This window comes from Mucilaginibacter sp. A3364 (assembly GCF_059690715.1).
The window spans coordinates 985,543-997,751 of record NZ_JCAWED010000002.1 but is presented as its reverse complement, the minus strand read 5'-3'; the positions used below and the strand labels follow the sequence as shown (position 1 = coordinate 997,751).

Sequence of the window (12,209 nt, the reverse complement as noted above, 5' to 3'; positions counted from 1 at the left end):
CGAAAGGTAAAGCTTTGCAAATTTAATTGCCGCCGCCTGCGGCTACAGATGATGACGGTTTTAATTTGAGCATGGGCTTTTCGACAAAATGCCATGATAGCCATGCCAACGGAAATACCAGTGTAAAACTGATAGCAAAATGCAACGCCGGATTGAGTCCCGGAAGCTTTAAACTAAGCATTTGTTGTATTGGAAAAGCAAGGATATATAAACCGTAGGATAGATCGCCCAGTTTATGAAACTTTTTAAACTGCAACAACGGGTGATAAGTAAACACAAATATCGCGTAAGCCAATACAAAACGAAAGAGTTTGAAATTATGAGGCATATTTAAATAGGTAACCGGCGCCAGTATGAGGAGTAGTGCAATTAATACACGGATACTGATAATTATTTTATCGCGAAGCAAAAAATAGCCCGCGCCAAAAGCGAACATGTACAGCCAACCTTGAAAATACCCCCAATACCAATCCTGGAAACGGGCAACCCAAAAACAAAGGGCTATCAATACAATTACCGGCAATGCGCTTATGGCTTTGTATTGCCTTTTATAAAGGAATAAAAAAATGCCGGCCAAAAGCACCACGCCGTATAGTAAAATTTCGCCCGGCAATGTCCAGATGGGGCCGTTTACATGTTTGGGGTAAGGCAAATTGTAAAACACGCCAGGCAAACTATCCGGAAAATTGATAAGAGCCGCGTGCCGCCAAATAAAATCATAAACAGCGCCATTTGTAAAGTATGCCGGCAGGGATAGTGTTGTGCACAGGGGGCCTATCACCAATGCACAAAATAATGCTGCTACAATCAGGCCCGGAAATATGCGCAGGCACCTGGCGGCGATAAATGTGGTTAAGTTGCGTTGGCGTACCAAACTTTTGGTAATTAAAAACCCACTGATGCAGAAAAAAACGGCTACTCCCAGGGCACCCAGGTCGAGATTGTTCCTGGTATAATTAAATAATGGCTCGGTTGTAAAATTACCTGTTACCAGGAATGAGTGTGAAAAAACAACGAGCGTGGCACCTATAAAACGAAGCAGGTCGAAATTGTTATTTCTATCTAAATCAAGCTGTTTCAGGAGTTTCATTGCCCTCCAAAAATAGCATATTTACGTAGATGGCTTTAAATAATTTAGCGTTGGGGTTTATTAGTCGATACCAAAACCTATATTTGCCCTCATAATTCTCAAGGGGTGCCTTGCTTTGGTTATAAAATAAACTGCAGGTTATTTTACCAAACTGAAAGACAGGCTGAGATCAAACCCATTGTTGTGAAGTATCCAAGGAAACCGATCAACATACACCTGATCCGGGTAATGCCGGCGTAGGGAGAGGTAATAAAGTTAAGTGTACTGCACATTCAACCCTGGTGGGCAGATGGTTTAACAATTTTTATTTTTTTTACACATTTTGAAAAATTTATTTGCGGCATTATTTGCCCTGCTGTTGCCCGTTTTGGCATCGGCTCAACTCACTGTATCGGGTAAAATCACCGATCAGCAAACCGGCGAAGCACTGCCCGGCGCTACCATCAGCATTCAAAACCAACAACAAAGCACCGTTGCCGATGCAAACGGAAACTATCGCTTAGAAAGCCTAAGCAGCGGCAGCTACACCATTAAAGTAAGCTTTGTAGGTTACTTACTATCACAAAAAACAATAACATTAAACACCAACACTACTTCCAATTTTGCACTTAGCCATGATGCCGTTCTGTCCGAGGTAGCTATTAATGCTACCCGGGCATCGGCCAAATCGCCCACGGCTTTTGCTAACCTGAGCAAAAAAGACATCGCCAAAAATAATTCGGGCCGTGGTTTTGAGTACCTGCTGGAGCAAACGCCGTCAACGGTAGTAAGCTCAAACGCGGGAGCAGGTATCGGTTACACAGGCATTCGCATTCGCGGATCAGATGGTACGCGTATTAACCTTACGGTAAACGGCATACCCATTAACGATGCCGAGTCGCAGGGCTCGTACTCGGTTAACCTGCCTGATCTGGCTTCGTCAATTAATAGTATACAGATCCAACGCGGTGTGGGTACATCAACCAACGGCGCGGCATCATTCGGCGCCAGCATTAATATACAAACCAATACCCGGCAAGATTCGGCTTATGCCGAGATCAATAGCTCGGGCGGTTCATACGGTACGTTAAAAAATACCGTAAGCCTGGGTACAGGTTTGCTCGGCGGGCATTTTAGTGTAGATGGTAGGTTATCAAAGATCCAATCCGACGGTTACATTGAAAGAGCTAAGTCTGACCTTCGTTCATTCTTTTTAAGCACTGCTTATTACGGCGCGAGCAATGTATTGCGATTAAATGTTTTCTCGGGCCACGAAAAAACCTACCAGGCCTGGAATGGTGTACCCGAAGACCGGGTAATTGCAGGCGATCGCCGTTATAATGAAGTTGGTTATATAGAAAAAAGCAAAACGTTTTATGATAACCAAACGGATAATTATACCCAAACACACTACCAGCTGTTGTACGACCAGCAGCTGAGCAGCAAACTGGCATTTAGCGGAGCTTTACACTATACACGTGGTTCTGGTTATTACGAGGAGTACAAAAACGACCAGGAAGTTACTGCCTACGGCTTAACCCCGGTTGTTATTGGCGGTGTATCTATTACCAATACCGACCTGATACGCCGGCTTTGGTTAGCCAACGATTTTTATGGCGTTACCTACAACTTTAACTATCGCCCAAAAAGCAACTGGAACATTATACTTGGCGGCGCTTACAACGAATACAAAGGCGACCACTTTGATAATATCCAGTGGACGCAGCAAAGCACCAATATCCCGCAAGGTTATGAGTATTCGCGCAATGACGCTAAGAAAACCGACTTCAATATTTTTGGCCGTGCCGAGTATACTGCAGGTGATATCATTCTTTATGCAGATTTGCAATACCGCCACATCAACTACTCTTTCCTGGGGTACGACCGTAACCTGAACAACGTACAGCAGGCTGCTAAACTCGACTTTTTTAACCCTAAAGTAGGTTTTACCCTTAATGTAACTGATAACAGCAATATATACGCATCGTTTGCCAGGGGTAACCACGAGCCTAATCGTAATGATTTTACAAACTCATCGCCGGATAGCCGCCCTAAACACGAAACCCTGAATGATTTTGAAGCAGGTTACCGTTTTGGCTCGCCGGAGTTTAGCGCCAACATTAACGGCTTTTACATGCTATATAAAAACCAACTGATACTAACCGGATCATTAAACGACGTGGGCGGCGCTATACGTACCAATGTTGACGATAGCTACCGTGCCGGTGTTGAGCTAAGTACCCGTGTAAAGATCGCGCAGCCTTTAACCTGGCTGGCTAATGCGTCGTTAAGCACCAATAAGGTTAAAAACTTTCAGCAGTATTTGTATAACTATGATACCGACGCATTGGAGTTAACCCAATACAGCAAAACAGATATAGCCTATTCGCCAAGTTTTATCGGCGGAAGTACTATTGCCTACGCACCTGTAAAAAATGCCGAAATTGCCTTTATCAGCAAATATGTTAGCCGCCAGTATTTGGATAACACATCAACCCAAAGCCGATCGTTAGCAGGCTATTTTGTAAACGATGTGCGCCTGAATTATAACTTCAGCGTACGTGGTGTTAAAAACATTGGCCTGGGTTTATTGGTAAATAACATATTCAGCGTTAAATATGCGTCGGACGGTGCTACTTACCCGGGTATTTCGGGCGGTAAAATTGATAACTATAACTATTTCTTTACCCAGGCACCGGCTAATTTCTTGGCGTCGGTTAATGTTAGGTTTTAAAGAAATAAGTCTGTCATTTCGAGCGATAGCGAGAAATCTTATACATTCTGCTAAGTAGCAAGGCGTATAAGATTTCTCCTCGTTCCTCGTCGAAATGACATAATTTATTATGTAAATGAACATCCAACCCTACATCGATCTCTTCATCAGTCAACTACAGCAAACCACCGTTTTAGAGTGGGTAGCCGTATCGTTTGGCGTAGCCGAAGTTTTGCTGGCGCGGGTTAATAATATTTTGCTTTACCCTGCGGGGATAGTGGGCATTGTTTTAAGCATGTCTATTTTAACCACGGCGGGTTTGTATGCCGAATCGGCCCTTAACCTGTATTACCTGGTAATGAGCATTTACGGCTGGGTGCACTGGATCAGGAAAAAAGATGCACCGCCGGTAAAGATCAGCACCGCTACACGCAACGAATGGGTAGCCACTTTAGCCATTGTATTTTTAGGCTGGGGGATTTTATACCTGTTACTTAAAAACTTTACGCCATCCACCGTGCCTGTGTGGGATGCCTGGGTATCGTCAACAGCATGGGCAGGCATGTGGCTATTAGCAAGGCGCAAACTGGAGAACTGGGTATTGCTCAACATCAGCAACCTATTTGCAATACCGCTATTATGGCACAAGCAACTGGTAATGTTTGCGGTGCTTACGCTATTTTTATTTGTGGTGGCGATATTCGGTTTCTTTGATTGGCGGGCCATTTGGAAGAAAGAAAGGTTGGATAACAAAGCATCTGCTTAATTATGGAAACTACCATTTTACATCCTTCAACATATATTAAAGGGCGCGATGTCGCCATCATCCGTAACACCGCCGCCGAAGCCGAGCAACTGGGTATGCTCCACCCGGAGCAACTTAAAGTAGTATACCGCGAACAATGGTTCAAGCTTTTAGTACCTAAAGTTTACGGCGGATTGGAAATAACTTTGCCCGAGCTTGTTCGCCTGCAGGAAGCCGCCAGTTGGGCCGATGGCAGCCTGGGCTGGGTGCTTACTTTGTGCAGCGGCGCGGGCTGGTTCGGCGGATTTATATCGCCCAAAATAGCATCTCAAATATTTACCGACCCGGAAGTTTGCCTGGCCGGCAGCGGGGCCGTTAGCGGCACTGCAAGCATTGCCACCAACGGTTACATTTTAAACGGTACCTGGAACTACGCCAGCGGGGCGCACCATGCCACACATTTTACTGCGAATTGTACCATCGAAAAAGACGGCGAAGTTGTGCTTGATCATAAAGGCAAGCCTTGGGTTTTGCCTTTCATTGTCGACAAGAAAGACGTCACCCTGCTACCGACCTGGAAATACATCGGCATGGTGGCTACAGGCAGTCATTCTTTTTCTATCGAGAACCTTCATGTGGCTGATGACCGATACTTCCATATAGACCCTAATTATGCCGAAGTTAAGGGGCTGCTTTATCAATATCCGTTCCTGCAACTAGCCGAGGCTACATTGGCGGTAAACCTATCGGGCATGGCCCTGCATTTTATGGAGCTTTGTGAGCGCATTTTTGAGGAAAGAAAAGAAAAACCACGCGTAACCGCCGCGCAAAAAATTGAGCTTGACGGAGTGTTGGCAACCCAAACCAACCTGGTGAACGGATTACGTAACAATTTTTTTACGGCTGTAGATAACTCATGGACTGATATGAGCGAGGCGCATTTACAGGAGGTTACCAAAACCAGCCTGGCCCTGGCCAAACAGGCCGAACAAACGGTTAATATACTGTATCCCTACTGTGGTTTGCAGGCAGCATCGCCGGATACGGAGGTAAACAGGGTATGGCGCGATATACATACCGCGAGCCAGCATGCTTTATTAACCTTTGCCGAAGGGCGATGAGGTTACGCTATGTTAACGCTGGCTTAAATAGCTTTTAAAGTTAAAATGTGTAATATTGGCTTTTCCAATTTATCCTCCAATCATGAAAATTAAACACTTGTTATTTGTGTTAGGCGCATGTGTTGTTGTTAACGCAAACGCTCAAACCAAGAAAAAAACAACCGCGGTTGCACCCGCCACGGCTACTTTACCCCGCCCTAAGCTGGTGGTAGGTATAGTGGTTGATCAAATGCGTTGGGATTACCTGTACCGTTATTACGACCGTTACAGCACAGGCGGTTTTAAACGCATGCTTAGCGAAGGCTTTAGCTGCGAGAACGCCTACATTAATTATCTGCCATCGGTTACGGCTATCGGTCACAGTTCAATTTACACGGGCTCGGTTCCGGCGATACATGGTATTGCGGGTAACGATTTTACCATACAGGCTACCGGTAAAAATATGTACTGCGCCGGCGATACTTCGGTACAAAGTGTAGGCAGCACTTCAAGCGCGGGCAAAATGTCGCCCCGTAATTTGTTGGTTACTACAGTTACCGATGAGCTGAAACTGGCTACCAACTTCCGCTCGAAAGTTATTGGTATAGCTTTGAAAGATCGCGGTGGCATATTACCCGCAGGCCATGCTGCGAACGCGGCTTACTGGTTTGATGATAAAAATGGTGCCTGGATAACCAGCACCTATTACATGAACGACCTGCCGCAATGGGTTAAGGATTTTAATGCCAAAGGTGTACCACTAAGTTATTTAAACAAGGACTGGAACACGCTATATCCTATCAACACCTATCTGCAATCTACTGAAGATGATAACAAGTACGAGGGTAAATTAAGTGGCGCCACTACGGCTACGTTTCCTATCAAAACGTCAGCCTTACACAAAGGCAATATGGGCATGATACGCAGTACGCCTTACGGCAATAGCATGACGCTTGACCTGGCGATGGCTGCCGTAAATGCCGAGAAAATGGGCAACAATGTAGTGACCGATTTCCTGGCGGTGAGTTTATCATCAACCGACTATGTTGGCCACCAATATGGCACTAACGCTATCGAGACAGAAGACACTTATCTTCGTTTAGATAAAGATCTGGCTGCTTTCTTCAGTTTCCTTGACGCTAAAGTAGGCAAGGGTCAATACACGGTATTTCTTTCTGCCGATCATGGTGCTGTGCAAAATGTAGGCTTTTTAAACGATCATAACATACCTGCTCCGCTTTGGGATAGTGGAACTGCCTTACGCGATATGAACAAGCTGTTGGAAGACAAATACAAAGTAGCCAAACTGATATTGAACTTAGGCAACTTCCAGGTAAACCTGAACAATGTAGCTATTAGAGCTAACAAGCTGGATGAAGAGGCCATAAAAGCTGATTGCATCAAATACCTGGAGCAGCAAAACGAAATACAATTTGTGGTAGATATGAAAAAAGCAGCTACCGCTGCTGTACCGCAATTACTGCGCGAGCAAATTGTAAATGGTTACAATGCTCAAAACAGTGGCGTTATCCAGATCATTTTAAAACCAAATGGACTAACAGGTCGCGTTAGCAATGGTAAATACCCAACCGGTACCACGCACAGCGCCTGGAACCCGTATGATACCCACGTACCAATGGTATTCTTCGGCTGGGGCATTAACCATGGCGCTATTGCCCGCCCAACCAACATGACGGATATTGCACCTACTATTGCCGCCCTGCTGCACATACAGGCACCAAATGGCTCAATAGGTAAAGCGGTCGACGAGGTTATTAAAAAATAATTTTCTTTCAGAAATAATAATCAAATGCCATTTCGAACCCCGGTTTGAAATGGCATTTTTATTTAGCTACTTTGCCATCAACAACAAAAAATCAACGCAATCATCAAATCAAATAAATCAACGGTCCTATGTCATCTCACCACATTGTTCGCGAAAAACAGGAACCTGCCTTACTGGTATTAGGGCTTGATAACTTTGATGACGAGCAGCTAGGGCAGTTATTAGAGTGGAGCCCATCTGTTTTTGCCACGCCATTAATGGCCGAAAAGTTAAATGCGCAAGGGATTAAAGTAGATTGGGTAGTAGCCGACGAAGTGGACCCGCAACTACAATCAGACGTTAAACATTTACCCACCGGTGGGCAGGCTACTTTGCAAGCCGCACTTAGCTACATGCTAACGGCAGGCTATCCGGCAGTTAATGTAGTTACAGATGAATTTGATATGGCAGATTATCTCAGCTTCGCTACACAAATTAACCTGGTGATATTCTTCGATCAGCAGAAAATATACACCGTTACCCCTGGCTTTAGTAAATGGAAGCCGGGCGGCGAGCTTATATCAATCTTATCCCCCACAAAAAAACTAAGCCATACCGGCCTGCGGGCGCTTACTGATAATCGCTTCGAAACCCTTGCCGACAGCTTTTTCAGCCTGCAGTTTGATGAGCCTTATTTGTTTATCGCAGAGGGTATTTAGCGCATATTTTGCAACATTTTTTGCGACTTATACGGTAAATAAAAACGCATCGTTTATTAGTACCTTTACATTAAACTTTTTGCTAAACTTTTAGTCTAAAAAAGCAACAAGGGTGTGTAACAATGCCCGGCCATTTATAATACGATGATGAAGATGAAAGAGATAAATAACAACGCGATGAGGATAGCCTTTGGCGCCTTATTGTTATTAAGCACCGCTGCCCACGCGCAACGTGGCAGCCAGCAAGCTAACGGAGGTGGTGGTTCAACACAACAGGCCAGCACGCCGCCGCCGGCACAGGCCGCGCCGCAGGTAGCAAGGCCAACTTACACCCCGCCACAAGTAAGCGCGCCGGCCCCGCAGCAACAAACTTATACCCCGCCGCCACAACGTAGCGCGCCAGCACCACAACAGCAAACTTATACGCCACCACCGCAACGTGGTAGTGTGCAAAGCAATAACGCGCCATCGCCACAACGTAATATGCCACAAGGCATGCGTCCCGATCAGCAACAGGTTACTACCTGGGGCAGCGGGCAGCCACGTGGTGCCGAGCATGCCGCGCCAAACGTAGCAACATCGCGCAACCCCAATAATAACAGCGCGCCACAACGTGGTAGCCAAGGTCAAAACGGCTATAACGGCCGTAACAACGGCAACTACGGTCGTAACAATAATGGCGGATATTATGGCAATCGTAACGGCTACGGAAGTGGTTATGGTAATGGTTACCGCCAGGGCCAGCAATCTTATTATTACCGCAGCTATCCGGGTTTGGAGTATGGTAAAAACCAAATTACGGTTCGTCCGCAAGGGTTTTACTATCGTAACCGTGGTTACTACGGCACTTATTATGCGCCGCAGTTGGGCTTTAGTTTAAATACGCTGCCTTATGGCTATTATCCGTTTTATTACGGGCCTTCATTATATTATTACAGCGATGGTTTGTACTACCAGCGTAATGCCGATGCCAACAATTACAGCGTAGTGGCGCCACCAATTGGTGCAGCTATTAAATCATTACCGGATGATGCGCAATCAATTGTAATTAATGGCGTACAGTACTATGAGTCGAACGGTGTTTATTATGAGCCAATAAAACAGGATGACGGCAGCATACTGTACCAAATTGCCGGTAAAGACGGCGAACTGAATACCGATGGCCCGCTTGCCGACGAACCACCACTACAAATAGGCGAACTGGTTGATGCTTTACCATACGAGTACAAGATCATTAAGCTGAACGGCCAGAAATATTACATAACACCTGATGGATATCATTTCCAGGATGCGGTTGATAGCGAAGGTAACAAAGTTTATAGAGTAGCCGGCGTACCCGAAGAAGAGGAAGTAACGCAACCAAAACAATAGTAAAACACAGCATATTTTAAAGGGCGAAGGTTATTGATCTTCGCCCTTTTTTATTGATATACTGTAGTGGCTTTCCTATTTAGCATTAAAATTGATAGGTTTATATCATGAATTTGCTGCTTACTGTTTATCGCCGGCTATTATCTACGGGTTTGTGCCTATCCATTGCGTTATTGTTGAGCCTGTCCGCTTCGGCACAAAACTTAAGGATTGCCGCTGCCGCCAATTTACAGGGGGTAATGGAAGCTCTGCAGAAAGACTACAAGCAAAGGGCAGGAGTGGTCATCGAACCTATCATTGGTTCATCAGGCAAATTGGTGGCCCAAATAAAAGCCGGGGCACCTTTTGATATCTTTTTGTCGGCCGATATGGATTTCCCTAACGCTTTGTTTAAAGATGGCTTAAGCACCGCGGTGCCCGTGGTATATGCCTACGGCAGTTTAATTATTTGCAGCAGCCAGGATATCGGCCTTGAAAACTGGCCACGCACCCTGCTTACCGGCCGGGTAAAAAAAATCGCGTTAGCAAACCCAAGTATAGCCCCTTATGGCAAGGCCGCGCAGGAAGCTTTATTGAAAAAGGGCATACTGGACGATATTGAAAAAAAGATAGTTTTTGGCGAAAGCATAGCACAGGTAAATACCTATATAATCACAGGCGTAACCGAAATTGGATTCACCACCTTATCGCTGGTTAAAGATCCCGCCAACAAAACAACACTCTTTTGGAAAGCCGTCGACCCTAAACTGTATGTACCTATACAACAAGGCATGGTATTATTAAAACGCGCTGCCGGCAACCCCGAAGCACAAAAGTTTTACCGCTATTTATTGAGTGCCGAAGCAAGGCGTATATTTGAGCAATACGGATATCGCACACAATAACACCAATGGATCTATCCCCAATATGGCTCACCCTTAAACTGGCAGGAACTACCACGTTAATATTGCTAGCCATTGGTTTGCCCGTAGCCTGGTGGCTATCGCGCGGGAGATCTATCATCAAACTCATTATTGAAGCTTTAATTACCATGCCTTTGGTTTTGCCGCCATCGGTATTGGGGTTTTATCTGTTGCTGGCGTTTAACCCGCAGCGAGGGTTGGGTAAATGGCTGGCGGATACGTTTGATGTGCAGCTGGTATTTTCATTTCCGGGCCTGGTGCTGGCTTCCTTTATTTACAGCATGCCGTTTATGATAGGGCCTATTAAATCGGCGTTACAGCAATTGCCCCCGTCGCTGGCGCAGGCATCATACACACTAGGTAAATCGCCCTGGCAAACGTTTAAAAGCGTACTGCTGCCTAATATCAAGCCATCATTGTTAACAGCTGCGGTACTCACCTTTGCCCATACGTTGGGCGAGTTTGGCGTTGTATTAATGATAGGCGGTAATATTCCGAACGTTACACGCGTAGCATCCATAGCGGTGTATGATTCTGTTGAGCGAATGGATTACGCGGCTGCGAATACCTATTCATTGATTTTATTCGCATTAACTTTTGTGTTGGTGATGAGTGTTTTCCTGTTCAATAAATACCAGGGGAAAGGGCCTTTTTCATGATCAGCATTGCTATTGAAAAAACCTTACGGGTTTATGCAGGCGATGGAATACTAAATATAAACCATCAATTCGCCACCGGCAGCATCACCAAAATTTACGGGCCATCCGGCGCGGGCAAAACCACGGTGTTAAAAATAATTGCCGGCTTAACAGCTACCGAAAAAGGAACAATTACTGTTGATGGCGAACCCTGGCTGGATACAACAAGCAAGATCAACCTATCACCCCAAAAACGCCGCGTTGGTTTCGTTTTCCAGGATTATGCCCTGTTTCCTAATATGACGGTATTGCAACATCTGCAATATGCCACCAAGGACCAAGCCTGGATAGATAAATTATTGAAATTAGGTAAACTAGATACGCTGACAACGCATAAGCCATCGCACCTATCTGGCGGGCAGCAGCAGCGGCTGGCCATTTTAAGGGCATTGGCCATAAAGCCTAGAGTGATATTAATGGATGAGCCTTTCTCAGCCCTTGACCCCGAAATGCGCCTCTCGCTTATCGCGGAGCTAAAAACAGTTTTTGAAGAGCTGCAGGCTACGGTGTTAATTGTAAGTCATAACCCACAGGAGTTGGGAGGGCTTTGTGATGGGGAGTTGTATATCCACTAACTACTTCGCCTGCGACACTATAACCTTGTCCAGGTTATGCAAATAGCGCCTGCCGGTTTTAAAATCCATGGTCGATGTCATTTGCAGGCTTTCTTTCATGTCGGCTGCTTTAACGCCGTTTTTTTCGGTGATGATGAATACGTGTTTGCCAACCTCGGTATTATATAGCTCGTTCCACGAGTACACCACCTGGTAGCCATCGCTGCCGATACATTGAAAATACAGGGTGCTCAACAGCTTGGGGCCACCAACGTTAAATAGGGTATGGCTTAAAATGTCAGTCAGTAAAACGCCTTTGAGCTGGTCATCCTTATGCTTAAAATCGCCGAGATGATTGGTGATACTCATATCGCCAATAGCAACGCTAGGGTATTGCTTAAGCGAGTCCATGGTAATAACAGAGGTTTTCTTTACCACGCCAGTAATACTGAATTTATTGGTTTGCTTAAGGGTTTCCTGGCCGAAGGCCAACGTACTGCAAAATGTAAGGAGTAGTAAAAGCTTTTTCATGACGAATTAAAGCGCCAAGTTAACCAATTTAAACTATGCTTT

At 45.4% G+C, this 12,209-nt stretch carries 11 protein-coding genes; 9 read left to right on the top strand and 2 right to left on the bottom strand.

Annotated elements, in window-relative coordinates; genetic code table 11:
* Positions 1 to 22: 22 nt before the first annotated feature.
* Positions 23 to 1,090 carry an acyltransferase family protein gene (locus AC59JT_RS16780; RefSeq protein WP_497401068.1) on the bottom strand — a complete coding sequence of 356 codons (1,068 nt, stop codon included), beginning with the start codon at positions 1,088 to 1,090 and terminating at the stop codon, positions 23 to 25.
* Positions 1,091 to 1,412: 322 nt separating this feature from the next.
* Between AC59JT_RS16780 and AC59JT_RS16775 the strand changes: the two genes are divergently transcribed.
* From AC59JT_RS16775 to AC59JT_RS16735, 9 genes are all read left to right on the top strand, one after another.
* Positions 1,413 to 3,803: a TonB-dependent receptor gene (locus tag AC59JT_RS16775; RefSeq protein ID WP_497401066.1), complete on the top strand. Its 2,391-nt coding sequence runs from the start codon at positions 1,413 to 1,415 to the stop codon at positions 3,801 to 3,803.
* 115 nt (positions 3,804 to 3,918) lie between these two features.
* Positions 3,919 to 4,548, top strand: coding sequence for a nicotinamide riboside transporter PnuC (gene pnuC / locus AC59JT_RS16770; RefSeq protein ID WP_497401064.1), 630 nt, complete (start codon positions 3,919 to 3,921; stop codon positions 4,546 to 4,548).
* 2 nt (positions 4,549 to 4,550) lie between these two features.
* Positions 4,551 to 5,648 carry an acyl-CoA dehydrogenase family protein gene (locus AC59JT_RS16765; protein WP_497401062.1) on the top strand — a complete coding sequence of 366 codons (1,098 nt, stop codon included), beginning with the start codon at positions 4,551 to 4,553 and terminating at the stop codon, positions 5,646 to 5,648.
* Between the two features lie 82 nt (positions 5,649 to 5,730).
* Positions 5,731 to 7,413 carry an alkaline phosphatase PafA gene (gene pafA, locus AC59JT_RS16760; RefSeq protein WP_497401059.1) on the top strand — a complete coding sequence of 561 codons (1,683 nt, stop codon included), beginning with the start codon at positions 5,731 to 5,733 and terminating at the stop codon, positions 7,411 to 7,413.
* A 128-nt stretch (positions 7,414 to 7,541) separates the two neighbouring features.
* The gene (locus AC59JT_RS16755) at positions 7,542 to 8,111 is read left to right on the top strand and encodes a thiamine diphosphokinase (protein WP_497401057.1); all 570 of its coding nucleotides are present in this window, start codon (positions 7,542 to 7,544) and stop codon (positions 8,109 to 8,111) included.
* 144 nt (positions 8,112 to 8,255) lie between these two features.
* Positions 8,256 to 9,482, top strand: coding sequence for a DUF6515 family protein (locus AC59JT_RS16750; protein ID WP_497401055.1), 1,227 nt, complete (start codon positions 8,256 to 8,258; stop codon positions 9,480 to 9,482).
* Between the two features lie 107 nt (positions 9,483 to 9,589).
* Entirely contained in the window at positions 9,590 to 10,366 is a 777-nt protein-coding gene (modA, locus tag AC59JT_RS16745) for a molybdate ABC transporter substrate-binding protein (protein WP_497401053.1), read from the top strand.
* A gap of 5 nt (positions 10,367 to 10,371) precedes the next feature.
* Complete coding sequence (gene modB, locus AC59JT_RS16740) at positions 10,372 to 11,043, top strand: molybdate ABC transporter permease subunit (RefSeq protein WP_497401051.1); 672 nt, start codon at positions 10,372 to 10,374, stop codon at positions 11,041 to 11,043.
* On the top strand, positions 11,040 to 11,657 hold the full coding sequence (locus AC59JT_RS16735) for an ATP-binding cassette domain-containing protein (RefSeq protein ID WP_497401049.1): 618 nt from the start codon (positions 11,040 to 11,042) through the stop codon (positions 11,655 to 11,657). The genes modB and AC59JT_RS16735 overlap by 4 nt, the downstream gene beginning before the upstream one ends.
* On the opposite strand, the gene AC59JT_RS16730 is transcribed toward AC59JT_RS16735, so the two are convergent.
* Positions 11,658 to 12,167 (bottom strand): hypothetical protein, encoded by a 510-nt coding sequence (locus tag AC59JT_RS16730; protein ID WP_497401047.1) that lies wholly within the window; start codon positions 12,165 to 12,167, stop codon positions 11,658 to 11,660.
* Positions 12,168 to 12,209: the final 42 nt, after the last annotated feature.